Origin of the sequence: Catenulispora acidiphila DSM 44928 (genome assembly GCF_000024025.1) — a bacterium.
Classification (GTDB): Bacteria; Actinomycetota; Actinomycetes; order Streptomycetales; family Catenulisporaceae; genus Catenulispora; species Catenulispora acidiphila.
In genome coordinates this window covers 1,955,696-1,981,309 of record NC_013131.1, presented here as the reverse complement: position 1 = coordinate 1,981,309, position 25,614 = coordinate 1,955,696, and the positions used below count along the sequence as shown (strand labels likewise).

Sequence of the window (25,614 nt, the reverse complement as noted above, 5' to 3'; positions counted from 1 at the left end):
CGGGACAGGCGATGGACCTGGCACCCGGACGACAAGAACCGGACAGAACAGTGAAAGCTGGGACAGCATACGTGTCAACCGCAGCTCCGATGGGCTCACAGCGGCTCCGGGCGCTGGGCTGGACGGAAGGCCACGAGAAGGCCTTCGCGGTCCTGCAGGAAGCCGCCGGCGCCGACCTCATACCGGCGCTGGTCACGGAAGCCGGCGACGGCGGGTGTACGGCCGAATCCGCCACCGGCGCGCTCAGAGCCACCTACGGCCCCAATCTGCTGCTCTCCATGGCGGCAGACCCTCTCCGACGACCCCTCACCGAAGACTGGATCGCCGTCCGCCGCTGGCCGGACGGACGCGCCACCGCGGAGGCCATCTTGAGCCGCCGCGTGACCCTGATGCGCCAAGAACCCTCGCGATAGCGCGGCGGCCGTGTCGCGGCCGGACTCCGCAGGCCCGGACTCCTGGGGGACTTCCAGGACTTTCTCCCGCGCCATAGCGGACAATCCCTCCCCAACCACACCGGACTTCCACCGGACTTCAACGTTCCGCGACGCCTCCGGCGCCTAAGGTAATCGCTTGCGCTGGGTATTCACTCCGTGACGCAGGGGTCACGGAGCCCGGCGGAAGGCTTTGGGGGCGCGAGAGATGGTGCGGCAAGCAGCGATGGGCAGCACCGACCTGGACCCGGCCAGGGTCCCGGCGCTGATCCGCGAGAGCTTCGCGCTGGTCGGCGGCGAATCCGGCAGCTCCGGTAACTCCGATAACTCTGACAAGCCCGACAAGATCGTGTCCTACTTCTACGCGCTGGTCTTCACCGAATGCCCGGCGCTGCGGGACATGTTCCCGCCGATGATGGACGCCCAGCGCGACCGGCTGTTCCAAGCCCTGGTGCGCATAGTGGGCCAGGCAGAGCACCCTGACAGCCTGGTCGCCTATCTCAGGGAACTGGGCCGCGACCACCGCAAGTACGGCGCTCAGCCGGAACACTACGACGTGGTCTGGCGGTGTCTCATATCAGCGTTGAAACACTATGCGGGCGCCGCATGGACTCCCGACATGGACGCCGCCTGGCTGGCGGCGTACCAACTCATCGCCGGGACGATGATGGAGGCGGCCGAACAGGACGCCCAATTGGCGCCGGCATGGTGGACCGCACGAGTGGTCCGCCATGAGCTGCGCACTCCGGACATCGCAGTACTGACCCTGCAGCCGGATTCCCCTTATGAGTTCCGCGCAGGGCAGTACCTGTCCTTGGAGACGCAGCGCTGGCCTCGTGTCTGGCGGCACTTCTCGATCGCCAACGCGCCTCGCTCCGACAACACCCTGACGCTGCACGTGCGCGCCATCCCCGCGGGCTGGGTGTCGACGGCACTGGTGAACCACACCAGGGTCGGGGACGTCGTCCGATTAGGCCCGCCGTCCGGCACGATGCTGTGCACCACGACCTCGATGCGCGACCTGCTGTGCATCGCCGGCGGCACCGGACTGGCGCCGATCAAGGCGATGGTCGAGGACATGGCGAAGTGGAACACCACCCGGCAGGTGCGGCTGTTCTATGGCGCACGCCATGACGACGAGCTCTACGATCTGGCGGCCCTGGAACACCTGGCGTACCGGCGCCGCTGGCTGTCGGTGGTCTCGGCGGTGTCGCACGATCCGCACTTCCCCGGCGAGCGCGGGATGCTGCCGGACGTCGTGGCGCGGCACGGGGAGTTCTTCGAGCACTGGGCCGGGCACGACGTGTACGTGTCGGGCTCCGTGGCGATGGTCCGTGCGACGATCGCGCGGCTGCAGGAGCTGAACATCCCGCTGGCGAGCATCAGGTTCGACGCGTACGGCGGGATGGACGGGCTGTGGCAGCCGGGGGCGGGGCAGGGCGTGCCGATGCCCCCGTCGGCTCCGGCAGGGCCGGGGACGGCCGGGGAGGGGCGAACGGAGGGTGTCGGGCACGCCAACGGCGCGGGTGTCTCCACGGCCGGTTCGTGGGCCGCGCAGGGCGCTTGGCGGCGGGACAACGGATGGCGGGCCGGGGTGGCCGGGCAGGTGGGAGCCGCGCGGACGCTGGACGAGTGGCTGGTTTCGCAGACCTCTTAGCGCCCGCTTGGGCGCCCATTGTCTCGTCCGCTGGCTAGGCGTCGAACTGCTTAGGCGTCGAAATCCAGCTCCACCGCGGGGGTGAGAGGGCGGGACTGGCACGCCAGGACGAAGCCCTCCGCCTTCTCCTCCGGCTCCAGGGCGTAGTCGTGGGCCATCGCGACGTCGCCCTCGACGAGCTTCGCGCGGCAGGTGCCGCAGACGCCGCCGGTGCAGGAGTAGGGGGTGTCGGGGCGGGCCTTGAGGACGGCGGCGAGGACCGAGTCGTCGTCCTTGGACATGGCCAGCTCCGTGCGGCGGCCGCCGAGCGTCACGGTCACCGCGACGTCGCCGTCGGCCAGGACCTTGGCGGTCTCGGCGTAGGCGGCCGGAGGCGGCGCGTCCTCGGCGTGGAAGAGCTCGAAGTGGACGTGCGCGCGCGACACACCGCGCTCGGCCAGCACGTCCTTCGCCATGTCGACCATCGCCATCGGCCCGCAGACGTAATAGTGCGCGTCAGGACCCGGCGACGCGGCGGCGAGCAGCTCCGGCAGCCGCTCGGCGTCGATCCGCCCGGTAAGCAGCGGCGCCTCCCGCGGCTCCCGCGACAGCACGTGCAGCACCATCAGCCGTTCGGCGTAACGATCCTTGAGATCGGCCAGCTCCTCCAGGAACATGACAGAGGCAGCAGTCCGATTGCCGTAAATCAGAGTGAAGCGATCCCCGCGAGCCAACGCGACCTCGGCCATGGCCAAGACCGGCGTCACCCCGCTCCCGGCGACGATACCGACATGCTCGGCGCCCCCCTGCAAGACGAACCGCCCCGCAGGCGCCAGCACATCGACGAGATCCCCGACCCCCAACCTGCTCGCCGCGATCTCCCCGAACCCACCCGGTCCCAGCTCCTTGACCGCGATACTCAGCCGCGCAGCCCCACCCTCCCCCGAAGGCGCGGCACACAGCGAATAAGCACGCCGAGCCTCAATCCCACCCAGCTCCATCCGCACCGTGACGTGCTGCCCCGGCACAAAGCGGAACACATCCCGCTCCCCCGACGGCACCTCGAACACGACACGCACGGCGTCATCAGTGAGCCGGTCCACCCCGACGACAGGAAGCAAGGTCACAGCACTCTCACAAAGGACTCGATCACGATCAGCGACACAATCACAGGGACTTGATAGCCCCGAACGGCTCCCCGCACGCCCGACAGGCACGCAGGGACTGGCACGGCGTACTGCCGAACGCGCTGAGCTCGCGCGTATCGCCACTGCCGCACCGGGGACAGCTCTGCGCTGCACGCTGTGCTGCGCGATGTTGGGTGGGTGGGTGGGGGGAGGGGAAAGGAGAGGAAGAGGAGCCACTCACCGCCGACACCACGCCGCCGGCCGACTGCGCGCTGCCCGCCGACGCCACGCCCACCACCGCACCCACGCCCGCGCCCGCGCCCGCGCCATCATCGCCCACGCCGCCGGCTGACTGCGCGCTGCCCGCCTCCACCGCGCCGCCGGCCGACTGCGCGCTGCCCGCCGACACCACGCCCACCACCGCGCCTGCGCCTGCGCCACCATCGCCCGCGCCGCCGGCTGACTCTGCGCTGCCCGCCAGCGCCGCGCTGCCCGCCGACTGTGCGCCGCCCGCCGACACCACGCCGCCCGCCGACTGCGCGCTGCCCGCCGACACCACGCCCGCACCCGCGTCCGCGCCCCCATCGCCCACGCCGCCGCGCCCGATCGTCACCGCGACCGGCCCGCCGCGGTGTCGCGCACCGCCGCTGGGCGGCGCGATGCCGTGCTCGGCAAGCTTGCGGCGGCCGTCCTCGCTGATCCAGTCGGTGCTCCACGCCGGCGACATCGCCGTGCGCGTGCGCACCTCGGTCTGCGGCGCGCCGGATTCGCGCAGGCAGGCGGCGACTGCCACGCGCACGTCCGCCGCGATGGCCTCGGTCGCCGGGCAGCCCACGAAGGTCGGGGTGATGCGCACCTCGATCGCGCCGTCGTCCGTCAGCGACACGCCGCGGATGATGCCCAGGTCGCCGAGGGTCACCACCGGCAGCTCCGGATCCGGGACCGCCGATGCGGCAGCTTCGAGCGCCGCCAGGTCGAGCGTCACCGGATCGAGCGCCACCAACTCGTCAGTCGCCATCGTCATCACCTCCGCGTCGTCCCAGCCGCCAACTCGATCTCAGCCCGCTACCACTTCGCCCCGGGATGCTGCCGGTGCAGCGCCTGCATCTCCCCCAGCAGCAGCCCGAAACCCTCGCCGTGCCGCCCGGCGCGCCCGCCGCGCGGCTGCCAGCCGTCCGCGGGCATCGTCAGCGTCGCGGCCTCGACCACGCCCGCCACCGACGCCTCCCACGCGGGCCGCAGCGTCCGCGGGTCCACCGCGACACCCGCCGCGACCAGCTCCGTGGCCACCGCGTCGGCGGCGAACAGCTCCGCCGTGTACGGCCACAGCTGCTCCAGCCCGGCCTGCATGCGGCGGTGGCTCTCCTCGGTACCGTCGCCGAGGCGCAGCGTCCACTGCACCGCGTGGTCGCGGTGGTAGGCGACTTCCTTCACCGCCTTGGCGGCGAGCGCGGACAGTTCCGGGTCCGTCGAGTCGCACAGTGCCGCGTACAGCTCACTCTGGTACGTCGCGAAGTACAGCTGGCGCGCGATCGTCGCCGCGAAGTCGCCGTTGGGCTGCTCCACCAGCAGCACGTTGCGGAACTCCCGCTCCGTGCGCAGGAACGCCAAGTCGTCCTCGGAACGCCCAGCGCCCTCTAGCGAACCCGCATATGTGAGCAGAGTCCGCGCCTGCCCTAGGAGGTCCAGGGCGAGGTTCGCCAGTGCGACGTCCTCCTCCAGCTCCGGGGAATGCGCGCACCACTCCGACAGACGGTGCGACAGGATCAGCGCATCGTCACCCAGCTGGAGCGCGTACTGCGCGACCAACGGAGTGGATTCCGTAGTAGCGGTCACAGGTTCTTCACGCCTTCCGGAACGTTATAGAACGTCGGATGCCGGTACACCTTGTCCCCAGCCGGGTCGAAGAACGGCTCCTTCTCATCCGGAGAAGACGCGGAGACAGACGCCGCAGGGACAACCCATATGGAGACTCCCTCGCCGCGCCGCGTATAGAGATCCCGCGCATTGCGCAGCGCCATCTCCGCGTCTGAGGCGTGCACACTCCCGACGTGCTGATGCGAGAGCCCACGCCGCCCGCGGATGAAGACCTCCCACAGAGGCAGACCGCTACTCATCCCGCCGCCACATCCCTCTCGCCACTGCCACTACCGCTGTCGTTGCCATTGCTACTGGCACTGCCGCTGGCACTACCGCTACCACTGCCGCCGTCACCACTGTGCTTGGCCGCATAAGCCAACGCCGCCTGCCGCACCCATTCGCCGTCCTCATGCGCCTGCACCCGCGCCGCGACGCGCTGCCGGTTGCACGGCCCGTTGCCGGCGAGGATCTCCTGGAACTCCGTCCAGTCGATCACGCCGAAGTCGTAATGCCCGCGCTCCTCGTTCCACCGCAGGTCCGGGTCCGGGATGGTCAGGCCCAGCGCCTCGGCCTGCGGGACGCTGATGTCGACGAAGCGCTGGCGCAGCTCGTCGTTGGAATGCCGCTTGATGCGCCACGCCATGGACTGCGCGGAGTGCGAGGACTCCGCGTCCGGCGGGCCGAACATCATCAGCGAGGGCCACCACCAGCGGTCCAGCGCGTCCTGCGCCATCGCGTGCTGCTCAGCGGTGCCGTGCGCGAGGTCGTGGAGCAGCTCGAAGCCCTGGCGCTGATGGAAGGACTCCTCCTTGCAGATCCGCACCATGGCCCGCGCATAGGGACCATAAGAGCAGCGCTGGAGCGGGATCTGGTTGATGATCGCCGCGCCGTCCACCAGCCACCCGACCGCACCGATGTCAGCCCAGGTCAGCGTCGGGTAGTTGAAGATCGAGGAGTACTTCTGCCGACCGTTGTGCAGCGCGTCGAGCAGATCCGCGCGGTCCACACCAAGCGTCTCGGCAGCCGCGTAGAGGTAGAGCCCATGCCCCGCCTCGTCCTGCACCTTCGCCAGCAGGATCGCCTTACGCCGCAGCGACGGAGCACGCGTGATCCAGTTGCCCTCCGGCTGCATCCCGATGATCTCGGAGTGCGCATGCTGCGCGATCTGCCGCACCAACGTCTTCCGGTACGCCTCCGGCATCCAGTCCCGCGGCTCGATCCGCTCATCGGCCGCGATCAGCCCATCGAAGCGCTCCTGCAGCCCGGCAACCTCCGGCAGCTCCCGCACGGCTGCCGCCGCGTCATGCGTCCTGGCCTGCGCCGTCACGGCACCCACCTCTCAACCGACCGAACGTTCGGTTCTATGGTCCCGCCGGGCTGCGGCGGTGTCAACAGCGGGCAGTCACAACCGCCACGCGCCGCCGCGCCGAACGGCCAGCCCGGCATAGGTGAAGACGCAGGAGAGGCCGATGCCCCACTCTTCGCCCTGGTAGCGCATGGCGGGGTCCGCGAACGCGGAGTGGAGTTCCTCGAACGGGATCACGGTGAACGCGTCGCTCGTGGCGTCGGGCATGTGGCGGACCTCGATCCAGCCCTTGCGGACGAACGGGAGGAGTGGGCTGAGCTGCTCCTCGACGAATGCCAGCCGTTCGGCAGGGCTCGAGTCGGCGGGCGGGTCCGGCCAATCGCCGAAGTCTCCTGTGAGCATTCCGCTGGATTCCTGGGCGCAGATCAGGATGTCTTGTTCCGTCTCGGTGAGCTCGTTCCAGGTCGGCAGGCCAGTGGCGTCCGCTGCCGGCCAGGCGTCCTCGGTCCATTGCTCGCGCACTGCCGCCGGGGCACCAAGATAGAAATGGCGCGAGCGTTCGTGGTCCCAGATCCAGTTGTCGGCATCCGCGAGAACGTCTCGCACCTGCGAACCGGCCAGGATGGGGTCGGAAGGGCGAAGGAACGCATGGTGCGATTCCTGGACCACGAGGTAGCCGCCGTCGATCAGGTCCAGAACCGTGGCAGCGAGCATCGGGATCAGCTTGCGCTGCTCCGCGTCGGTATAGGAACGCAGCGGTGGCGCATCGGCGGCTCCAGCCCATCGGAGACCGATGCCGTAAACCTGCACGGAACCGGCCAGGCGCCTTCCCCCGATGGCATGGCGCATCAACGTCTGCTCGGCGAAGGTCAGCGAGCCCCAAGTGATCATGGAGCCGATGGTCTCATCCAGAGCCGCCGTCGAGAGTGGGACCCCTGTGCGGTGCGGTCAGTCCACCCGCGTCGCCCTCAGTCCACCCGCGTCAGCACCCGCGCCCCGTCCTCCGTCACGGCGATGGTGTGCTCGGAGTGGGAGCCGCGGGAGCCGTCCTGGAAGCGGAGGGTCCAGCCGTCGGGGTCGGTGAAGATCTCGCTGGAGGTGGCGGACCACCAGGGTTCGAGGGCGAGGGTCAGGCCGGGGCGCAGGACCAGGCCGCGGCCGGCGCGGCCGGCGTTGGCGACGTGGGGGTCCTCGTGCATGGTGTGGCCTAGGCCGTGGCCGCCGAACTGGAGGTTGACCGGGTAGCCGTAGTCGGTGGCGACGGCTTCGATGGCGGCGCTGATGTCGCCGAGCTTGTTGCCGGGGAGTGCGGCGGCGATGGCGGCTTCCAGGGCGACGGCGGTGGACTCCACCAGGCGGACGTCTTCCGGGCGGGGGGTGCCGACGATCACTGTGCGGGCCGAGTCCGCGACCCAGCCGTCGATGGAGACCGCGAAGTCCAGGGTCAGGACGTCGCCGTCGCGCAGGGTGTACTTGTGGGGGAGGCCGTGCAGGACGGCGTCGTTCACCGACAGGCAGATGACGTTGGCGAACGGGCCGCGGCCGAAGGAGGGGGCGTAGTCCCAATAGCAGGACACCGCGCCGCGCTCCTTGATGCGGCGGCGGGCGCGCTGCTCCAGGTCCATCAGGTTCACGCCGGGGCGCGCCAGCTCGGCCAGTTCGAGCAGGGTCTCGCCGACGAATCGGCCGGTGACCGCCATCTTGTCGATCTCCTGCGGCGTCTTGAGCTCGATCACCGGGTCTTCTCCGTCCGTTCGGGATCCTCGTCCAGCACGTGCTCCGGCGCACCCTGCGCGCGCCAGATCTGTTCGCCCTCGCCGTCCGTCTCGCCGGTCGGCGCCAGGCCGATGCGCTCGGCCACCTTCGCCGAGGCCGCGTGCCGGGGATGGATGTTCGCGCGGATCTCCGCCACACCCCGTTCCCGCAGCCACGCCACGAGCGCCGACGCCGCCTCGACCGCGTACCCGCGGCCCTGCCACGCCGTGCCGACGACCCACGCCACGTCCGCGCGCCGGCCGCCGTCGACCACCGTCGCCTGCACGGTGCCGACCGCGGCGCCGTCCTGCGCGCGCCGGGCGATCCAGTTGACCCATTCTTGCAAACCGTCGGGGGAACGCCCCACAGCGAGCCGGGCATACCGCGCGCGCAGACCCTCCGGGGTCGGCGGCTCCCCGCCGATGAAGGTGTAGAGCTCCGGGTCGGCCAGGACTTCCGCCATCTCCCGGGCGTCGGCTTCCGTCACGGAATTCAGCACCAAACGCGCCGTGGTCGTCGGCTCTCTAAACATCCTTGCATGCTATGCGGGGCGGCTGATGACGCCGGTACGGCGCGGGACACAACGAGTCGGGCCTTGATACCCGCGTACGTGCGATTACTCCGATTAAGTTGCCACCGTCGCCATATCGTTACCCACCTGTGACGAGGTGAGTTGACACGCGCTGCATGGCGAGAGGATCCTCTATCTCCGTTAGGACACCTCGTTCGGTGAGGCGTCTTCACGGACAAAGGCCACTGATCCCATCGGTCGAGAGACCCTCCGGATCAGGACAGATCTCCTCGGCTTAAGGGGTGATCCCAAGTGGCTGCGCAGCTGACGCTACGCCGTGAAGTGCCGAAGCTCTGACGAGAGAGGTGGCCGGGACGCGTCTTGGCTTCGCCGTGCGACGGCGGGCTGTGCGGACCTTTCCGGGTGATCCTCCCAGGGGTGTCTAGCAGGACCGGTCCGTGCCGCATGGGCGGATCCGCGAGACACAGGCGCCGCGGCGCCACGGCGGTCAGGGAGGTGGTAGCGATGAAATCCGGTAGTAGGTCGGGCCACAGTCGGCCCTTCATCGCGAACGACCCAGCCCACCGTCCCTCCCCCGGCGCGCGTTAACCGCATCAGAACTCTGCCACCACCCGGCCGCACCGGGACCTCCCGCAGGTCCCACCGCGGCCGGAGGGGTGGACGCGTGCCACCCGACCAGCCGCTCCTACCCGGCAGCAGGGGGTGTTCCCATGACCACGGCCACGCTCAACAGCGAAGTCCGCGAGACGACGCACCACGGCGCACATCAGTGCGCGGTACTCGATGAAGCACACGTCGGCGACATCAAAGGCGCGTTCGGCACCATCAAGCTCGACGACGACGGCGCGCGCCGCGGACTGTCGGCCAAGCTCAAGACCCTGCTGGCGATCGTCGGGCCCGGGCTGATCGTGATGGTCGGCGACAACGACGCCGGCGCGTTCGCCACCTACGGGCAGGCCGGGCACGACTTCGGCACCAAGCTGTTGTGGACGCTTCTGCTGCTGGTCCCGGTGTTGTATGTGAACCAGGAGATGGTGTTGCGCCTCGGCGCGGTCACCGGCGTCGGGCACGCCCGGCTCATCTTCGAGCGCTTCGGTACGTTCTGGGGCGCGTTCAGCGTCATCGACCTCTTCCTTCTCAATGCTCTGACGCTGGTCACCGAGTTCATCGGCATCACGTTGGCGACCAGCTATCTGGGGCTGCCGAAGGTGCCCTCGGTGTTGATGGCCGCGCTGGTGATCGTGGCGGCGGCGATGAGCGGCTCGTTCCAGCGGTTCGAGCGGATCGCGCTGACGCTGTGCGTGGGGTCGCTGCTGCTGATCCCGATCTCGATCATGGCGCACCCCAGCGCGGGGACCATGGCGCACGGCTTCGTCACCCCGGCCCTGCCCGGCGGTTCGGGCCACATGGCCACGGTGATGCTGGTCGTGATCGGCATCGTGGGCACGACGGTCGCGCCGTGGCAGCTGTTCTTCCAGCAGAGCTATGTGATCGACAAGCGCATCACGCCGCGCTTCATGAAGTACGAGAAGGCCGATCTGGGCATCGGCATCGTGGTGGTCGTGGTCGGCGCGGCGGCGACGATCGGTCTGGGCGCGGTGGCCGCGGCGCACCTGTCAGGGTCCTTCACCGACGCCGCCGACGTGGCGCGCGGGCTGACCGTCTATGGCGGCCGGGTCCTGGGCGACATGTTCGCCGTCGCACTGCTGGACGCCTCGATCATCGGCGCGTTCGCGGTATCGCTGTCCACCGCCTACGCGATGGGCGACTGCTTCAAGATCAACCACTCGCTGCACCGCGGAGTGAAGCAGGCCAAGGGTTTCTACGCGGTCTACGCCGGGATCATCGCCTTCGCCGCGACGATCGTGCTGGTGGCCAGCGACCACGTGCAGGGCGTGCTCACCGTCGGCGTGCAGGCGCTGGCCGGCGTGCTGCTGCCCTCGGCCTCGGTGTATCTGCTGCTGCTGTGCGTGGACAAGCATGTCCTCGGGCCCTGGGTCAACAACCGCCGGACCACGGTGTTCACCGGCGGCGTGATCGCGGTCCTGGTGGCGCTGTCGCTGGTGCTGACCGGCTCGGTGCTGGACCAGAACATCACCGCCGGGCAGATCGAGGCGATCCTCGCCGGCTGCGCGGTCGTCGCGCTGGCCTTCGGCGCCTGGCTGGGTGTCAAGGCTCTGCGAGCCCGCCGCGCGCCGGGCTACGTCGCCGAGACCATCGACCGCTCCGGCCGGGACGAGTGGCGGACGCCGCCGCTGGCACAGCTGGGCCAGGTCCGGTTCTCCACCGGGACCCGCGTCGGCCTCGCCGTGCTGCGCACCTACCTCGCGGTGGCGACGGTGCTGGTCGTGGTCAAGCTGGTCTCGATGATGCTCGGGCACTGATACACCCCTGCCCTCGACCGGCGCACCCCGACCGGAGCCCTTCGACCGGGACCCCTCGACCGGCGGGCGTCGCTCGCGTCCACCCAGCGGACGTGGAGCGGCGCCCGCCTAGCGTCGCTCCATATACGCCTCTTCCAGGTCCAGCTCATGCAGCACCCGCCGGTAGACGTCGTCGTTGATCTCCCGCATGTCCCGCAGGTGCTCGATCGCGGCGCGTTCGGCGTCCAGCATCGAGCGCCGCGCGTCCTCGACCGCCGACGCCCTGGCGCTCGGTCCGCCGGACGCGACCTGCATCGCGTACTTCTTCGCCTTGTCGCCGCGCCACCGCGCCTGATCGCGCATGCGGTCCACGGCCGGGTCCGGCAGCGACGCCTCCAACTCGTCCAGGCGCGCGAGCCCTGCGTTCGCGGCGGTTCCCATGGCGCTGCAATAGGAGAACGCGTCTTCCTTCTCCTCGTCCTTCGCCTCGACGCCGAGCCGGCGGATCAACGGCGGCAGCGTCAGGCCTTGGACGATGAGGGTGGTCAGCACCACGAACAGGGTCAGGAACTGGACGAGTTCGCGGTCCGGCAGCGGCGCGCCGTGGTTGTCGGTCAACGGGATCGCCGCCGCGGCGGCCAGCGAGACCACGCCGCGCATGCCGGCCCAGCCGACCACGAACAGGATCCGCGGCCGCTGGGTTTGTTCCGGTGGAGGAGCCAGCGGCGCGGTGCGTCGCACGTGGTGCAGCAGGAAGCGTCCGACGTAGCCGAACGTGTAGACCCCGCCGAACCGCGCCAGCACCACTATCGCGAACGCGGCCAGGCCGTAGCCGATCAGCTGCCAGGCGCCCCAGCTGTCGACGTCCCGCAGGATCGGGATCAGCTGCAGGCCGATCAGCGCGAAGACCGTGGCTTCCAGGATCTCCACGATCACGTCCCACAGCGCGGTGTCCAGCATCCGCGTGGCATATCCGGCGCGCACCCGGCGATGGCCGAGGTAGAGCCCGAGGATGACGACGCCCATCACGCCGGAGACGTGCACCGCTTCGGCGGTGATGTAGACGACGAACGGCAGCGTCAGCGAGATCGCGCTCTCGGCGCGCGGGTCGCTCATCCGGAAGCGGATCGGGTCCCAGACCATCGCGACCACCGCGCCGATCAGGATGCCGCCGGCCGCCGAGAGCACGAACCGCCCGACCGCGTCGAAGACCGTGACGGTCTCCCCCACCGCGGCGGCCAGCGCGATCCGGAACGCGGTCAGCGCGGTGGCGTCGTTGAACAGCCCTTCGCCGACCAGCACGTCGACGGTCCGGCGCGGCAGTCCCAAGCGTTTGGCGATGGAGATCGCCGCGACCGTATCCGGTGGTCCGAGCACCGCGCCGAGGACGAACGCCACCGACAGCGGCATCCCCGGGATCAGCCAGTGCATCGCGAATCCGGTGAGCAGCGTGGTGACCAGGACCATCGCCACCGACAGGATCAGGACCGCCGACCAGTTCTCCCGCAGCGAGGGGACCGAGGTCTCCACCGCCGCCTGATACAGCAGCGGCGGCAGCAGGATCATGAGCACGAACTCGGGCTCGAGGTCGTAGTCGGGGATGAACGGCGTGATCGACACCAGCAGGCCGATGCCCACCAGCACGAGCGGTCCGTTGACGTCGAACCGCCGCGCGAGGGCGGAGACCACCACGGAGAAGAACGGGACGCCCAGCAGGAAAAGGAGGTGTTGCGCCGTCATGCCACCTGATCATCCCATGACAGATGGGTCGAACGGCGCGCTCCCGGGACGGATCAGCCGCGCGCCGTGCGCCACACCTCGGCGGGGAACGCCTCGGCGAGCGCCACCAGCATGTTGAGACTGGTTTCCACCCACACCGGCTTGACCTTTCCCTTGCCCCAGGTCAGAAGCCTGGTTCCCTCGATCCGCCAGGCGAAGTCGGGCCAGGAGGCGATCAGCCACAGCACTTTCGGGTCGAGGATGTCGGCGGCGAGCTGCTGGTTCAAAGTGGTGACCAGATAGCGCTGGTCGAATCCGGGATCGCCGCGGACGAACTCCGGTGCGCCGGCCAGGATGCCCGGCCCGGCGGCGTGGGAGGCGTGCCTCTTGCGCGGCACTACTTCCACGGCGGGCAGCGGAACCGGGAGGTCGACGACGCAGGCGGCCCAGTAGTTGTGGGTGTCGTCGCTGTTGTTGCCCGGCGTCATATATGGGCTGTCGCTGCCCGGCATCACCTGGTGGCTGGTACTGGCCGGCGTCTTGTATTCATAGTCGATCACGAGGATGGCGTGGCCGTTGTGCCAGCCGTTCAGCACGATGCGCGCGATGCGGTCGTGCCCGGTGGCGAACGGCCGGCCGCCGAAGGTGTCGGGCAGCCGGCGGTCTTTCTTCGTCAGCTGCCACTGCTTGGCGGAGGCCATGGCGGCCAGGGCCCGCTTGCGGCGGGAGTTGGCGACGGCTCCAGCCACCCCGAGGGCGACGATGAACCCGAAGAAGATCAGGAGGACTGCGGCCACGGGACCATGCCTACCATCACGGCGCCGTCAGCGAGTTCCGTTGCAGTAGTACGAGGTCCCGTTGAAGTACTGGTTGTCCCAGAAGTAAAGGTCCGCCCACGTCTGGGGACCGGCGACGCCGTCCACGGAGAGCTTCGGGTACGGAGGGGTGCCGCCGGGCGAGTGCACGGTCGGGGCGTTGTTGCACTTCTGGAAGGCGGTCATCGCGGATTGCGTGTCCGAACCCCACTGGCCGTCGATCGCCAGCGGCTTGATGCCCAGTTCCGACTTCTTCAGCAGGCACTGGACCTGCTTGACCGCGTTGACGTTGGTCGAGCCTTGCTTGATCTGCGGCATCTTCGAGGCCGGGAGGTCCATGTACGTGCAGTCGGTGGAGGGCACGGACACGGTGACGGTGGTGGCCGGGGCGCTGGGCTTGGCCGCGCTGGGCGGCGGGTTCGAGACGACCGGGGTGCCGGGGTGCGAGGACGCCGTGCTGCCCGGGTGGGTCGAGGTGGCCGGGTGGCTCGTGCTCGGGCTGCCGGGGCTCGTGCTCGGGCCGGTGTGTCCGCCGGTCGGAGTACCGGTGGAGGTCGGGTTGCCGGGCACGTTCGCGCCCTGCGCGCCGTTGGTCGAGGCGGCCGCCATGTCGTCGCCGTCGGGCTTGCCGCCGCCGTTGGCGATCACCGCCGAGCCGTCGCCCGGCGTGGAACTGCTGGATTCGGAGGCTCCGGCGCCGGCCAGGGACGCCGTGTCGGGCTTGTGCGAGCCGCTGTTCATGGAGGCCACCGCGCCTCCGATGCCGACCACGGCCACCACGGCGAGCGCCGAGGCGATCAGGGTCTTGCGGCGGCGGCCGGAGTCGCCGGGGTCTCCGTCGCCCGGGCCGTGGCCGCCGTAACCGCCGTAGCCGCCCTGACCGCCCTGGTTTCCGGAGCCGCCGGTTCCCTCAGGGCCGCCGTCGGACAGCGGCATGCCGTAAGGGGACATCATCGGCGGCGGAGCAGGATTGGCGGCACCGGACGGTGACTGGGGCGTCCCCCAGGGCGGGGTGCTGTCGGGCGAGCTCATGGTCGGTCATCGTATCTTCGACCGCCGAGGGCCCGGTCCCCGGCTCGGCAAAGTGCGGGTAAAACAACCCTCGCGGCGCGCCGAGTACGCATGAACCTCGACAAACGTGTTGTGGCCGGACGCCCCCGGGCGGGATCATCGAGGACATGACGCTGCCCCGCCAGCGCCCTCAGGGGCCTGCCACGCGACCGGCGCCCGACTCCGGCGGAGACACTCCGCGGGCTCCGGAAAGGCGCACTGCGAGCGACCCGGCGAGCGACCCCGCCAGCGACCCCGGAGCCCGGCTGCCCTTCCGGGTGACCATCGACGACTCCGACACCCCCTACGACGTGGTGGACGCGCTGCTGCTGACGCCGTTCACCACCGGCCTGCAGCCGCACGCCCGGCACGCCCGGCTGGACGCGCTGCGCGAGGACGCGACGCTGGTCCCGGCCGAGGGCGAGGTCCTGCGCTCGGTGGTGGAGGACAAGCGGGAGTCGTGCCTGACCGCGGGACCGGGCTGGACGGCGCGCTCGGTGCGCTGGTCCAGCGGCGGCGGCGAGGTCACGGTGGTCGCCGAGACCCCGGAGCTGGCGGCCAAGATCCTGGAGCAGGCCACCGACGGCGTGGCGGCCGAGGAGGAGCCGGAAGAGGAGAAGGTCTCCGTCGGCTTCTGGTACGCCGCGCCGCAGCGCGGCCCGTACCGCACGGTCCGCACCATCACGGCCGAGCCGTGGGAGGCCGTCCGCCAGAACTACTCCGCGAGCGCCTCGGCCGCCATCGACAAGCTGATGGCGGTGCGCCGCACCGAGGCCACCGGCCGCATGATCCTGCTGCACGGCGCCCCCGGCACCGGCAAGACCACGGCGCTGCGCACCCTGGCGCGCGAGTGGCGCGAGTGGTGCCAGGTGGACTACGTCCTGGACCCCGACGCGCTGTTCTCCTCCCCCGGCTACCTCATGGAGGTCGCGATGGGCGTGGAGTACCACGGCCACGGCGAGGACGAGGAGAACCGCCGGCGCTGGCGCCTGCTGCTGCTCGAGGACTGCGACGAGCTGATCCGCGGGGAGGCCAAGGCGACCAGCGGCCAGGCGCTGTCCCGGCTGCTGAACCTCACCGACGGGCTGCTCGGCCAGGGTCGCGACGTGCTGGTCGCGATCACCACCAACGAGAACCTGGCCAGCCTGCACCCGGCGGTCATAAGGCCCGGGCGCTGCCTGGCGCAGATCGAGGTCGGCCCGCTGCCCCGCGCCGAGGCGCTGGCCTGGCTGGACCGCGAGGGCGCGGATCCGGCGCGGGTCGCGGCGGCGCGCCTGGGGCGCGGCGCCACGGGCTCCGGCGGACCGATCGGCGGGGTGACGCTGGCCGAGCTGATCGCGGCGCGGGACGGGAGCGAGCCGGTCGCCTCGGCGGGCGACGACACCGGGACGGGGTTGTATCTGTAGAGCGGGCTCTCAGGCCGCCGGCGGGTTCTACGATCCCGTCGGCGGCCACACCTGTCCCACGAAGACGCGGCCGTCGTAGCCGTAGTGCTGTTCCAGCAGCGGCACGACCTTGGCCGGGTCGGCCGTGGAGATGGTGATGGTGCCGTTCAGCTGCAGCCCGGTGAGGAACGTCACGCCCTGGGCCTTCCAGTAGTCCTTGTCCTGCTCGAGCCGGTGGCCGAGGAACCACTGCTCGGAGGCGTTGAGGACGGTGTCCTGGAACACCACGCTGTAGGGCGCGGCGGCCTTGACCGCGGCGTGGACCAGCGTCGGGTCGGAGACCGGCTTGCGGAAGACGACGATCGGGCTCGCGTCGGTGCCGGCTCCGGGTTTGTAGTCGCCGGTGGCGAAGTCCTGGCCGGTCAGGCCGACTCCCATGTAGGAGTTGTCGTGGCCGGACCCCAAGGCGGCGGCCACTCGGTCCACGGCCTTCATCTTCGGCGAGTTCCAGTCCGGGAGGTAGGCCGGCGGGGTGAAGGTGACGGTGAAGGAGGCGCTCGGCAGCGCGGTGAGCCGCGAGGTGGAGCCCGGCGGCGTCGTCGGCGTCGCGGACCCCGACGGCGTCGCCGGCACCGATGATGACGGCGAGGGCGAGGCTGACGGCGCGGACGTCGGCGCGGCGGAGGAGGACGCGGCGAGCGCTCCCGGAGCGGGCGTGGCGCGGGCCGTGCCGGATCCGTGGCCGCCCCAGCCGGCCAGCGGCGCGACCGCGAGTACGCCGACGGCCAGCGCCGCGAACGCGCCGACGCCGCCGAACGTCCGGGTGCGCGCCCGACGGCGGGTGGCGCCGGCCAGGACGCGGTCGCCGAGCGCGGTGGTGACGTCGAACTCCGGCGCCGCCTCGGTGAGGAGGACGCGGAGCAATTCGTCTTCTTCGGGTTCGTCAGTCGCGCCTTCGCGTGGTTCGCCCGCGCGCGGTGCGCCGCCGCGCAGGGAGTCCCGGCGCAGATCTTCTTCGTGCTCTTCGAAGCCGTGCTCGTACGTCATACCGAGACCTCCTGGGCTCGCTGGGCGGGGGCGAGCCGACCACGCAGCGCAGCGAGCGCCTTCGAACTCTGGCTCTTCACGGTTCCCTGGCTGCAGCCGAGCATCACCGCGGTCTCGGCCTCGGACATGTCGAGGTAGTAGCGCAGCAGCACCACGGCACGCTGCCGCGCCGGCAGCGCCCGCAGCGCCGCGCCCAGCACCGACCGGTCGTCGATCGCCTCGAACTCCGCTCCCCCGCCGACCGGCTCCCACCCGGCGCCGCGCCGCGCCGTGAGGCTGGGCACATGCCCCGAGGGCACCTCCCCGTGCCACCTCCGCCGCCACCACGACGTCGCAGTGTTGATCATCGTCTTGCGCAGATACGGCTCCAGCGCACCGTCCCGCGCCAACCGCTCCCACCGCGGCAACACCTTGACCAGCGCCGTCTGCAGCAGATCCTCCGCCAACTGCACATCACCGGTCAGAACCCACGCCGCGCGCAGCAGATGGGCCTGGCGCGCTGCCAGGAACTCCCGGAATCCATCCGGTTCTCGCACGGTTTCCCCCGTCGCCACCAAGGCCGAGCGGCACCCGACCGGGCGCCATCCCTCCTAACGCGGCAGGGCGGCGGGGAGGTTGCCCACCATTTTCCGGTGCTGACGGGTTGTGGAGCGGTGGGGGGGTGATGGGTCGCGTTGGCGGCCGGCGGTTGTGGAGGGACACCACCGCGCGTGGTCCGAGTCACTGCGCACGCGTTGGGGCTGGCGGGCCCTCATGCCGCACGAAGTTCGGCCGCACGTCCACCTCGTCGTAATACCGGTGGAACACTGCCGTGGCGCTGCCCGACAGCGGTGGCACGATCCATGACCACTCCGCGGGGCACACTCTGCCGGCGCGCTCCTCCTTGGCCACGTGTTTCAGGAACCTGTGGGCCTCGGTGTGGTGGTCGGCGATGGTGACGCCGGCGGCCTCGTAGGAGTGCAGGACTGCGACGTTCAGCTCGACCAGTGCTCGGTCGCGCCAGAGGGTGCGGTCGGTGGTGGTGTCCAGGCCGAGGTTGGCGGCGATGGTCGGGAGGAGGTCGTAGCGGTCGGTGTCGGCGAGGTTGCGGGAGCCGATCTCGGTGCCCATGTACCAGCCGTTGAAGGGGGCGCAGGGGTAGTGGAGGCCGCCGATTTCCAGGCACATGTCGCTGATCACCGGGACCGCGTGCCAGCGGACGCCGAGGTCGGCGAACCAGGGGTGGCGGGGGTGGGACAAGGGGACTTCCAGGACGCTGTCCTGCGGGATGACGTGGATGTAGGGGCGGTAGCCGGGCGCCTCGATCACCAGGGGGAGGACGTCGAAGGCGGTGCCGTGGCCGTACCAGCCGAGGGTGCGGACGGTGTCCGTGAGCTCGATATTGCGCGGGTCGCCCACGACGCCGCCGTCTTCGACTTTGTAGCCGGCGTAGCGGATGAGCTGTTCGTTGCGGATGCGCGGGCCGGGGCGGCCGGGGCGGTCCGGGGCGAAGACGGTGATGGTCGGGCGGATGCGGCCGCCGTTGGTGGCTTCGCGCAGATGGCTGACACACTCCGCGGCGATGCGCAGCGGCCGGTCGGTGTCGCGGTGGTCGCGCAGTTTCAGCGACTGCCAGTAGAGGCGGCCTATGCAGCGGGAGGAGTTGCGCCAGGCGACGCGGGCGCCGTATTCGAGTTCGGCGAAGGTGTGGTCGTACGTGCCGCTGGTGTGGATCGCGGCGGCCACGGCGCGGCGGCGGGCGGGGAGTTCGGCGGTGCGGTCGAGCTCGGTGTAGCACTCGTGCAGGAAGCGGTCGGCTTCCTCGGACAGTCCTTCGGCACTGGATAAGCTGGCCAGGCTCGATAATCGTTCGGCAGGGCGCTTCTGGCGTATCGCGTTACGGAACACGGGTATCCCCCCTACGCTCGACGGGCGAATGCAGAGCGTCATCGTATGTCTACAACTGGTGTTCGTACTACCGATTGTGAGGATCCGGTCCCGATGTGCACCTACCAGACCTTCAAGCTCGCCGTCGCCGGCAGCGCCAAGGGCACCGCGACCTGGATCCGCGTCACCGAGGCCAGCGTCTACTACGACCATCCGGTGCACGCCACCGACGAGCACACCCTGAACATCGACCTGCGCAATCCCGAGCGCGGACCGTCGGCGCGCATCGCGCTGGAACTGACCGCGCGAGCCGCCTACGACCTGGCGCAAGCCATTCTCACAGCGCTTGAGAGCGTGCCGGAGGGCATGCTCCCGCCGGGGCTACTCATCGGCACATCCCAGGTCTAACGTCATAGACATGGCGATCGACGACGCGCGGACCGATACCGGCAATGTCTACGACTATGTCGTCGTCGGAGCCGGCTCAGCCGGATCCGCGGTGGCCGCGCGCTTGTCGCAGGACCCCGGCTGCCGGGTGGCACTGCTGGAGGCGGGACCGGCGGATCGCAATCCGCTGATCCACATCCCGGCCGCCTTCTCAGAGCTCTTCGAGACCAAGCTCGACTGGGCCTACCGCACCGTCAACCAGCCCCAGCTCGGCGGACGCCGGATCTACTGGCCGCGCGGCCGGATGCTCGGCGGCTCCTCCTCGATCAACGCCATGATGTGGGTGACCGGCTACCCGGCGGACTACGAGGAGTGGGCCGCGGCCGCAGGTCCCACCTGGGGACCGGAGGAGATCAGCGCGGCACTGCGGCGCGTCGAGGCGTTCAGCGCCGCCCCGGACGGCATCGAGCACGGCGCGACCGGACCGGTGCGCGTGCAGGACCTGCGCTCGCCGCATCCGCTGACCGCGCGCTTCCTCCAGGCGTGCGGCGACCTGGGCGTCCCCGGCACGCAGACCGCCGTGACACAGCACGAGGGCCGCCGCTGGTCGGCCGCCGACGCCTATCTGAAGCCCGCGCGGTCCCGGCCCAACCTGGTCGTGCTCACCGGCGCGCTGGCGACCCGGATCCTGTTCCACGACCAGCGCGCCACCGGCGTGCGCTACCTCGACGGCCGCCGCGTCGGCTCGGTGGCGGCGCGCCGCGAGGTGATCCTGTGCGGCGGCACGGTGAACACCCCGCAGCTGCTCATGCTCTCCGGCGTCGGTCCGGCCGACCACCTGAAGCAGCGGGGCGTCAAAATCGTCGCCGACGTCCCCGAGGTCGGCCGCAATCTGCGCGACCACCTCGCCGCCGGCATCGTGGTGAAGGCCAAGAACGTCAAGACCCTGATCAGCGGCCGCACCCCGGCGGGCTTCGCGCGCTACCTGGCCAAGCGGCATGGACCGCTGTCGTCGAACGTCGGCGAGGCGTACCTGTACACCACCAGCGAAGACGGCCTCGAGCAGCCGGACATCGAGATCGTGTTCGCACCGGTGGCGTTCCTCGACGAGGGACTGACGCGCCCGAAGGAGCACGGCTACACGATCAGCGCGGTCCTGCAGAAGCCGCGTTCGCAGGGCACGATCACGCTCTCCACGCTCGATCCCACCGCCGCGCCGACCATCGACCCCGCGTACCTGAGCGACCCCGACGGTCTGGACTACGCGACCCTGACACGCGGCGTCGCGCTGTGCGAGAAGATCGCCGCCGCCCCACAGCTCGCGCCGTACAGCGACGGCTACATGCTGCTCCCCGGACTGTCCGGCGCGGAGCTGTACGAAGCCTCGATCCGCCGGTACGCGCAGACGCTGTACCACCCGGTCGGCACGTGTCGCATGGGCACCGACGCTGCCTCGGTGGTGGACCCGGAGCTGCGGGTACGCGGCATCGAAGGGCTGCGCGTGGCCGACGCGTCGGTGATGCCGACGATCATCCGGGGTCACACGAACGCGCCGAGCATCGTGATCGGCGAGAAGGCCGCCGAGCTGGTGAAGGACGCCGAACGCGCGGCTCGCAAGCGCTAACGCCAGCGCTAGCGCTAGCGCTAGCGGACAGCCTGGCGGCCACGCTGATTCGCGCGCCGCCTCTCTCGACCGCACGTCGCGCCTCCCGACTGGCGAGCCCACCGCCGCTGCCCGAGGCTGGGTCGAGGGACGCGGCGGCGCGTAGCCGTCGGGTGGGGCGCGGTCCGAACGTCAGGAGCACGCGTCATGGCCGGTTTCGACATCTCTTCGCTGCTCAACCAGCTGATGGGCAAACAGCAGCAGCAACAGCAGCAGCCCCAGCCCGGCCAAGAGGGCCAGCCCGGCGAGCAGCAGACGCAGCAGATGCAGCAGCCGGGGATGCAACAGCCGGGCCAGGCGATGAGCGCGGCGCCCAGCAGCGGCGGCGCCGGCGGGCTCGGCGGCCTGCTCAGCAGCGGCATGGTCCAGAAGCTGGCGCCGATGCTCGGCAGCCTGGTCGCCGGCGGCGGTCTGGCCAAGCTCATGGAACAGCTCAAGGGCGGCGGACTCGGTTCTCAAGCGAAGTCCTGGGTCAGCACCGAGCAGCCGAACCAGCCGGTCAGCGGCGAGCAGCTCACCCAGGCGCTGGGCACCGAGCAGATCTCGCAGTTCGCCAACACCCTCGGCATGACCAACGAGCAGGCGGCGCGCACCATGGCCACGACGCTTCCGCAGGTCGTCGACGCGATGACGCCTGACGGGCAGCTCCCGCAGACCGCGGCGGCCGGCGCGCCCGGCACGCCCGGCATGGAGAACCCGGCCGCCCCGCAGGCCCAGAACCGCCCGCAGACCGGTGGCGCCTCCGGCGGAACGGGGGATGGACGGCCGCAAGGGGGTTGATCGCCCCGGGTGGTTGATCGCTACCATGCAGGCATGCGCGACATCGCAGTGTTCAGCGGAAGCGCCCATCCGACCCTGGCCGCGGAGATCTGCGCGCACCTGGAGACGCCGCTGAGCCCGGTGCGCGTCAGCCGCTTCGCCAACGACTGCCTGGAGGTCCAGCTCCAGGCCAACTGCCGCGAGCGCGACGTGTTCCTGGTCCAGCCGCTGGTCGCGCCGGTCCAGGAGCATCTGGTCGAGCTCCTGCTCATGTGCGACGCGGCCCGCGGCGCCTCGGCGGCCAGGATCACCGCCGTGGTGCCGCACTACTCCTACGCCCGCAGCGACAAGAAGGACGCGCCGCGCATCTCCATCGGCGGCCGCCTGGTCGCGGACCTGATGGTGGCCGCCGGCGCCAACCGGGTGCTGGCGATGACGCTGCACTCCCCGCAGGTGCACGGGTTCTTCTCGGTCCCGGTGGACCACCTCAACGCCTTGCGCGAGCTGGCCCTGCACTTCCGTGACTACGACCTGTCGCACACCACCGTGGTCTCCCCGGACCTCGGCAACGCCAAGGAGGCCGCGGCGTTCGCGCGCCTTCTCGGCGTACCGGTCGCGGCCGGCGCCAAGCAGCGCTTCGCCGGCGACACCGTGGCGATCAGCTCGGTGATCGGCGACGTGGCGGGACGCGACGTGATCGTCCTGGACGACGAGATCGCCAAGGGCAGCACCGTCATGGAGCTGCTGGAGCGGCTGCGCGAACTCGGCGCCCGCAGCGTGCGCGTGGCGTGCACACACGGCCTGTTCGCCGCCGGCGCCCTCAAGCGGCTGGCCGACCATCCCGATGTCGAGGAGATCGTGTGCACCAACACCGTGCCGATCCCCTCGACCGAGCAGACCGACACCGACAAGCTCACGGTGCTCTCGATCGCCCCGGCGCTGGCCGAGGCGATGCGCCGGATCCACAACGGGGAGTCGGTCAGCGCGCTGTTCGAAGGGCTCTAGCGGATTCGGAATTCGGTGGCAGCGGCGGTGCTGACAGGAATTCGCCTCGCGTCCCGATGTCGGATCGCGGCGAGCCCGTTCGTGGACTAGGCAAGAGATCGGCGAAGGACCGATCCACCGAATCCAGGAGGACACCATGAGCGCCACCTACACCTTCGACGTCTTCTCCAGCCTCGACGGCTTCGGCGGGAGCACCGGCGACTGGGGCGGCTACTGGGGCAAGCAGGGCCCGGAGCTGCTCGCGCACCGCCTGGACGTGTACCGCGGAGACCAGCGCATGGTCTTCGGCGCCACCACGTACCGGGACTTCGTCGGGATGCTGGCCGAGGCCGGCGAGGACTCCGACGTGCGGGACCCGTGGGTCGCCCGGATGGTCAGCCTCCCCGCCACGGTGGTCTCCTCCACCCTGAGCGAACCGCTGGACTGGCCGGACGCGACCGTCGCCGCCGGGGACGCCGTGGACGTCGTCGCGCGGCTGAAGAAGGAATCCGCCGTGCCGTTGCGCTCGCACGGCAGCCTCGCGATGAACCGCGCGCTGATGGCCGCCGGGCTGGTCGACCGGGTCCAGGTGACCATCTTCCCGGTGCTCACCGGACGGACCGGCGCGGCGCCGATCTTCCAGGGCGCCGAGGACTTCGACCTGGAGCTGATCGAGAGCCGGACCTTCGACGGCCGGACGCAGGAGCTGATCTACCGGCCGACGCTGCACCCCTGAGCGTGCCGGGCGCACGGAAGCGCCGGCGAACTCCTCGCCGGCGCTTCCAAGACTGAGGCCTCCAAGCTCACTGAGGCGTCCAAGCTCTAGGACAAGTGCTGCCCGTAGAAGTCGAAGATCCGGTCCCAGGCGTCCATTGCCGCATCAGCCCGGTAGGCGACCCGGTTCACGTTGAAGAACGCGTGCCCGGCGCCCTCGTAGGTCTTGAAGTCGTAGGTCTTCCCCAGCTTGTCCAGGGCCGCCGCCAGCCGCGCCGTCTCCTCCGGGGAGGGGTGCGAGTCGTCCGCGCCGAAGTTGCCGAGCAGCGGGCAGGACAGCTCCGGCAGCCGCTCCTCCACCGACGTGGCGCGCAGCCCGACCGAGGCGGGGCTGTCCGACATCACGAACGCGCCGTAGTTGTCGACCGCCGCCTGCAGGTCCAGCGCGCACGCGGCGAGCAGCGCCTGGCGTCCGCCGGAGCAGTGGCCGATCACGCCGATCCTGCCGTTGGAGGTCTCCAGCGCGCGCAGGTACTCCGCCGCCGTCCCGAGGTCGGCGAGCAGCCGCTCGTCGGGCACGCCGCCGTCGGCGCGGACCGCCGCCGCGGCGTCCTCGGGCGAGATGCCCGGACCGCCCTCGCGGCTGTACAGGTTGGGGACGACCGCGTTGTAGCCGTGGACGGCGAAGGTGCGCGCGAACTCCCGCGTCGCCTCGTCGTACCCGGGCAGGTGGTGGATGAGCACCACGCCGCCGCGCGGCGCGTCGTCCTGCGGCACCGCCAGGTAGGCCTCGGTCTCGGCACCGTCGGCCGCGGGGTAGTGGACCGTCCCGGCCTGGATGCCGTTCGTCATCGCGATCTGCATGCCGCACATAGTGGCACGCTCACATCTGGGACAGAACGTAGGCGCGGACGGCGACCGTCACCGCGCCGCCCGATCGGACCTCCCCCGCGCGCTCGTGCCAGGCGTTCGGTCCCATGCCGATAATTTGCGAAACCTCAGGAGCGGACAAAGCGAGCGTCGTTTCGTAGGGATGCTCGGACTCGACCCGGAACCGGTCCCCGAACTGCTCGCGCAACCGCTCCGGCTTGCGGTCGTCCACGGCCATCAGGCCGTACTCGGCGATCAGCTCCCTGAAATGGTCCGGCTCCGGCACCACGACGATCGCCCGACCGTCAGGGTGTAGCACGCGCCGCATCTCCCGCGGATTGCGCGGCGCGAAGACGTTCAGCAGCACCGAGGCGGCCCGGCCGCGCACCGGCAGCCCGGACCAGGCGTCGGCGACGACGGCGCCGATGCGCGGGTGCGCTCGGGCGGCGAGGCGTGCGGCGTGCTTGGAGATGTCCAGTGCGATGCCGGGGCGGTCCACGGCTTCCAGAACCTGCGCGAGGTAGTAGCCGGTGCCCGCGCCGAGATCCAGAACGACGCCGTCATCGGCCACAGCATCGGCGGCGAGTTCCGTAACGAGATCGGCAATCCCGGCATAGTGACCTGCTCCCAGGAACGCGTCACGCTCAGCGACCATCGCCGCGGTATCGGCCGTATCCGCTGCTCCCGCGCCAGGGAGCAATGAGACGTAGCCATACCGCGCCACGTCGAAAGCGTGCCCTTCCTCACACAACAACCGCAGCCCGGAAGAAGCCTCGACGATCAACGCAGTGGCACAATGCGGGCAGGACAACCAGTTGACGACTTCGGAGATCACCTCACCAGTGTGACGGATTCGGCACTGGGAAAAGGAACAAGCGGAGGCGCCCTCCTTGTTGATACTCTTTAAACGCGATACAACGCGTCTTTGAGGCCGCAGCCGAGAGGGACTAGCCCATGGCCATGAGAACGACGATCCGCCACGACGGTGACCGCGCACCGTCGGCGAAGCCGCTGATCCTGCTCACCACGATCGCGGTACTGCTCCTGGTAGCGGTGCCGATCTCGATCCTGGTCGCGCTGTTCATGATCGTGTTCGGGAACGTGACCGGCGGTTTCGCCGTGATCGGCATCACCGTGCTCGCCGCGATCGTCGCGGTGGTGGCCGCCGGCGCCAGCGGCGTCCGGCACCTGCAGCGCATCGTGGAGCAGAAGTCCTTCCGGGTGGTGCAGCTGAACCGCCGCGACTACCACTACGAGGGCGACAACTGCGGCCACGACCACTCGAACGACGAGATCCGCATCATCTGAGCCTCGGGGCGGCCTCACGGCGGACCCGGACGCGCCG

Annotated in this window: 26 protein-coding genes and 1 riboswitch; of the genes, 10 read left to right on the top strand and 16 right to left on the bottom strand. The window is 70.3% G+C overall.

Annotation, left to right across the window (positions count from 1 at the left end):
• Positions 1-71: 71 nt before the first annotated feature.
• Positions 72-413 carry a hypothetical protein gene (locus tag CACI_RS08725; protein WP_143765182.1) on the top strand — a complete coding sequence of 114 codons (342 nt, stop codon included), beginning with the start codon at positions 72-74 and terminating at the stop codon, positions 411-413.
• Between the two features lie 244 nt (positions 414-657).
• Positions 658-2,088, top strand: a complete 1,431-nt coding sequence (locus tag CACI_RS08720) for a globin domain-containing protein (protein WP_085953910.1) — start codon at positions 658-660, stop codon at positions 2,086-2,088.
• A gap of 50 nt (positions 2,089-2,138) precedes the next feature.
• Here CACI_RS08720 and CACI_RS08715 read toward each other — a convergent pair whose 3' ends face one another.
• The 8 genes from CACI_RS08715 to CACI_RS08680 form a co-directional block, all read right to left on the bottom strand.
• Positions 2,139-3,194, bottom strand: a complete 1,056-nt coding sequence (locus CACI_RS08715; protein WP_012785963.1) for a 2Fe-2S iron-sulfur cluster-binding protein — start codon at positions 3,192-3,194, stop codon at positions 2,139-2,141.
• A 40-nt stretch (positions 3,195-3,234) separates the two neighbouring features.
• Positions 3,235-4,212, bottom strand: a complete 978-nt coding sequence (paaD, locus tag CACI_RS53465; protein ID WP_012785962.1) for a 1,2-phenylacetyl-CoA epoxidase subunit PaaD — start codon at positions 4,210-4,212, stop codon at positions 3,235-3,237.
• Positions 4,213-4,259: 47 nt separating this feature from the next.
• Entirely contained in the window at positions 4,260-5,030 is a 771-nt protein-coding gene (gene paaC, locus CACI_RS08705; RefSeq protein WP_012785961.1) for a 1,2-phenylacetyl-CoA epoxidase subunit PaaC, read from the bottom strand.
• Positions 5,027-5,311 (bottom strand): 1,2-phenylacetyl-CoA epoxidase subunit PaaB, encoded by a 285-nt coding sequence (gene paaB / locus CACI_RS08700; RefSeq protein ID WP_012785960.1) that lies wholly within the window; start codon positions 5,309-5,311, stop codon positions 5,027-5,029. The genes paaC and paaB overlap by 4 nt, the downstream gene beginning before the upstream one ends.
• Positions 5,308-6,342 (bottom strand): 1,2-phenylacetyl-CoA epoxidase subunit PaaA, encoded by a 1,035-nt coding sequence (paaA, locus tag CACI_RS08695; RefSeq protein ID WP_049871988.1) that lies wholly within the window; start codon positions 6,340-6,342, stop codon positions 5,308-5,310. The genes paaB and paaA overlap by 4 nt, the downstream gene beginning before the upstream one ends.
• Before the next feature lie 114 nt (positions 6,343-6,456).
• Positions 6,457-7,251, bottom strand: a complete 795-nt coding sequence (locus tag CACI_RS08690; protein WP_012785958.1) for a hypothetical protein — start codon at positions 7,249-7,251, stop codon at positions 6,457-6,459.
• Positions 7,252-7,328: 77 nt separating this feature from the next.
• Positions 7,329-8,096: a type I methionyl aminopeptidase gene (gene map / locus CACI_RS08685; protein WP_012785957.1), complete on the bottom strand. Its 768-nt coding sequence runs from the start codon at positions 8,094-8,096 to the stop codon at positions 7,329-7,331.
• Entirely contained in the window at positions 8,093-8,647 is a 555-nt protein-coding gene (locus tag CACI_RS08680; protein WP_012785956.1) for a GNAT family N-acetyltransferase, read from the bottom strand. The genes map and CACI_RS08680 overlap by 4 nt, the downstream gene beginning before the upstream one ends.
• 182 nt (positions 8,648-8,829) lie before the next feature.
• A riboswitch (M-box (ykoK) riboswitch) is annotated at positions 8,830-8,998 on the top strand.
• A 359-nt stretch (positions 8,999-9,357) separates the two neighbouring features.
• Here CACI_RS08680 and CACI_RS08675 point away from each other — a divergent pair.
• A complete protein-coding gene (locus tag CACI_RS08675; RefSeq protein WP_012785955.1) occupies positions 9,358-11,031 on the top strand; it encodes an NRAMP family divalent metal transporter in 1,674 nt (557 codons plus the stop codon).
• A 108-nt stretch (positions 11,032-11,139) separates the two neighbouring features.
• On the opposite strand, the gene CACI_RS08670 is transcribed toward CACI_RS08675, so the two are convergent.
• From CACI_RS08670 to CACI_RS08660, 3 genes are read right to left on the bottom strand one after another with little or no spacing between them, the layout of a single operon-like run.
• Positions 11,140-12,750, bottom strand: coding sequence for a Na+/H+ antiporter (locus tag CACI_RS08670; protein WP_012785954.1), 1,611 nt, complete (start codon positions 12,748-12,750; stop codon positions 11,140-11,142).
• A 53-nt stretch (positions 12,751-12,803) separates the two neighbouring features.
• Positions 12,804-13,526: a hypothetical protein gene (locus tag CACI_RS08665; protein WP_012785953.1), complete on the bottom strand. Its 723-nt coding sequence runs from the start codon at positions 13,524-13,526 to the stop codon at positions 12,804-12,806.
• A 27-nt stretch (positions 13,527-13,553) separates the two neighbouring features.
• Positions 13,554-14,576, bottom strand: coding sequence for a peptidoglycan-binding domain-containing protein (locus tag CACI_RS08660; protein ID WP_143765180.1), 1,023 nt, complete (start codon positions 14,574-14,576; stop codon positions 13,554-13,556).
• 146 nt (positions 14,577-14,722) lie between these two features.
• Between CACI_RS08660 and CACI_RS08655 the strand changes: the two genes are divergently transcribed.
• The gene (locus tag CACI_RS08655; RefSeq protein ID WP_012785951.1) at positions 14,723-16,000 is read left to right on the top strand and encodes a DUF5925 domain-containing protein; all 1,278 of its coding nucleotides are present in this window, start codon (positions 14,723-14,725) and stop codon (positions 15,998-16,000) included.
• A 27-nt stretch (positions 16,001-16,027) separates the two neighbouring features.
• Here CACI_RS08655 and CACI_RS08650 read toward each other — a convergent pair whose 3' ends face one another.
• The 3 genes from CACI_RS08650 to CACI_RS08640 all read right to left on the bottom strand — a co-directional run bounded on the left by CACI_RS08650 (position 16,028) and on the right by CACI_RS08640 (position 18,913).
• Complete coding sequence (locus tag CACI_RS08650) at positions 16,028-17,026, bottom strand: hypothetical protein (protein WP_012785950.1); 999 nt, start codon at positions 17,024-17,026, stop codon at positions 16,028-16,030.
• Positions 17,023-17,562, bottom strand: a complete 540-nt coding sequence (locus CACI_RS08645) for a SigE family RNA polymerase sigma factor (RefSeq protein ID WP_041541381.1) — start codon at positions 17,560-17,562, stop codon at positions 17,023-17,025. The genes CACI_RS08650 and CACI_RS08645 overlap by 4 nt, the downstream gene beginning before the upstream one ends.
• 184 nt (positions 17,563-17,746) lie before the next feature.
• The gene (locus CACI_RS08640) at positions 17,747-18,913 is read right to left on the bottom strand and encodes a nitric oxide synthase oxygenase (protein ID WP_012785948.1); all 1,167 of its coding nucleotides are present in this window, start codon (positions 18,911-18,913) and stop codon (positions 17,747-17,749) included.
• Positions 18,914-19,006: 93 nt separating this feature from the next.
• Here CACI_RS08640 and CACI_RS08635 point away from each other — a divergent pair, with 93 nt between their 5' ends.
• The 5 genes from CACI_RS08635 to CACI_RS08615 all read left to right on the top strand — a co-directional run bounded on the left by CACI_RS08635 (position 19,007) and on the right by CACI_RS08615 (position 23,421).
• On the top strand, positions 19,007-19,300 hold the full coding sequence (locus CACI_RS08635; protein ID WP_012785947.1) for a DUF6295 family protein: 294 nt from the start codon (positions 19,007-19,009) through the stop codon (positions 19,298-19,300).
• Positions 19,301-19,310: 10 nt separating this feature from the next.
• A complete protein-coding gene (locus CACI_RS08630; protein ID WP_012785946.1) occupies positions 19,311-20,903 on the top strand; it encodes a GMC family oxidoreductase in 1,593 nt (530 codons plus the stop codon).
• Between the two features lie 186 nt (positions 20,904-21,089).
• The gene (locus CACI_RS45280) at positions 21,090-21,722 is read left to right on the top strand and encodes a YidB family protein (protein ID WP_012785945.1); all 633 of its coding nucleotides are present in this window, start codon (positions 21,090-21,092) and stop codon (positions 21,720-21,722) included.
• A gap of 33 nt (positions 21,723-21,755) precedes the next feature.
• Positions 21,756-22,706 carry a ribose-phosphate diphosphokinase gene (locus CACI_RS08620; protein ID WP_012785944.1) on the top strand — a complete coding sequence of 317 codons (951 nt, stop codon included), beginning with the start codon at positions 21,756-21,758 and terminating at the stop codon, positions 22,704-22,706.
• 136 nt (positions 22,707-22,842) lie between these two features.
• Complete coding sequence (locus CACI_RS08615; protein ID WP_012785943.1) at positions 22,843-23,421, top strand: dihydrofolate reductase family protein; 579 nt, start codon at positions 22,843-22,845, stop codon at positions 23,419-23,421.
• An 86-nt stretch (positions 23,422-23,507) separates the two neighbouring features.
• Here CACI_RS08615 and CACI_RS08610 read toward each other — a convergent pair whose 3' ends face one another.
• A complete protein-coding gene (locus tag CACI_RS08610) occupies positions 23,508-24,272 on the bottom strand; it encodes a dienelactone hydrolase family protein (RefSeq protein WP_012785942.1) in 765 nt (254 codons plus the stop codon).
• A gap of 10 nt (positions 24,273-24,282) precedes the next feature.
• Positions 24,283-25,104, bottom strand: coding sequence for a putative RNA methyltransferase (locus CACI_RS08605; protein WP_012785941.1), 822 nt, complete (start codon positions 25,102-25,104; stop codon positions 24,283-24,285).
• Positions 25,105-25,223: 119 nt separating this feature from the next.
• Here CACI_RS08605 and CACI_RS08600 point away from each other — a divergent pair, with 119 nt between their 5' ends.
• A complete protein-coding gene (locus tag CACI_RS08600; RefSeq protein ID WP_012785940.1) occupies positions 25,224-25,577 on the top strand; it encodes a hypothetical protein in 354 nt (117 codons plus the stop codon).
• Positions 25,578-25,614: the final 37 nt, after the last annotated feature.

Coding starts and splice junctions, on each gene's coding strand:
- CACI_RS08720 (WP_085953910.1), top strand. CDS start 658: ATGGGCAGCACCGACCTGGACCCGGCCAGGGTCCCGGCGCTGATCCGC.
- paaD (WP_012785962.1), bottom strand. CDS start 4,212: ATGGCGACTGACGAGTTGGTGGCGCTCGATCCGGTGACGCTCGACCTG.
- paaB (WP_012785960.1), bottom strand. CDS start 5,311: ATGAGTAGCGGTCTGCCTCTGTGGGAGGTCTTCATCCGCGGGCGGCGT.
- CACI_RS08690 (WP_012785958.1), bottom strand. CDS start 7,251: ATGATCACTTGGGGCTCGCTGACCTTCGCCGAGCAGACGTTGATGCGC.
- CACI_RS08680 (WP_012785956.1), bottom strand. CDS start 8,647: ATGTTTAGAGAGCCGACGACCACGGCGCGTTTGGTGCTGAATTCCGTG.
- CACI_RS08675 (WP_012785955.1), top strand. CDS start 9,358: ATGACCACGGCCACGCTCAACAGCGAAGTCCGCGAGACGACGCACCAC.
- CACI_RS08670 (WP_012785954.1), bottom strand. CDS start 12,750: ATGACGGCGCAACACCTCCTTTTCCTGCTGGGCGTCCCGTTCTTCTCC.
- CACI_RS08660 (WP_143765180.1), bottom strand. CDS start 14,576: ATGAGCTCGCCCGACAGCACCCCGCCCTGGGGGACGCCCCAGTCACCG.
- CACI_RS08655 (WP_012785951.1), top strand. CDS start 14,723: ATGACGCTGCCCCGCCAGCGCCCTCAGGGGCCTGCCACGCGACCGGCG.
- CACI_RS08650 (WP_012785950.1), bottom strand. CDS start 17,026: ATGACGTACGAGCACGGCTTCGAAGAGCACGAAGAAGATCTGCGCCGG.
- CACI_RS08635 (WP_012785947.1), top strand. CDS start 19,007: ATGTGCACCTACCAGACCTTCAAGCTCGCCGTCGCCGGCAGCGCCAAG.
- CACI_RS08630 (WP_012785946.1), top strand. CDS start 19,311: ATGGCGATCGACGACGCGCGGACCGATACCGGCAATGTCTACGACTAT.
- CACI_RS45280 (WP_012785945.1), top strand. CDS start 21,090: ATGGCCGGTTTCGACATCTCTTCGCTGCTCAACCAGCTGATGGGCAAA.
- CACI_RS08620 (WP_012785944.1), top strand. CDS start 21,756: ATGCGCGACATCGCAGTGTTCAGCGGAAGCGCCCATCCGACCCTGGCC.
- CACI_RS08615 (WP_012785943.1), top strand. CDS start 22,843: ATGAGCGCCACCTACACCTTCGACGTCTTCTCCAGCCTCGACGGCTTC.
- CACI_RS08610 (WP_012785942.1), bottom strand. CDS start 24,272: ATGTGCGGCATGCAGATCGCGATGACGAACGGCATCCAGGCCGGGACG.
- CACI_RS08600 (WP_012785940.1), top strand. CDS start 25,224: ATGGCCATGAGAACGACGATCCGCCACGACGGTGACCGCGCACCGTCG.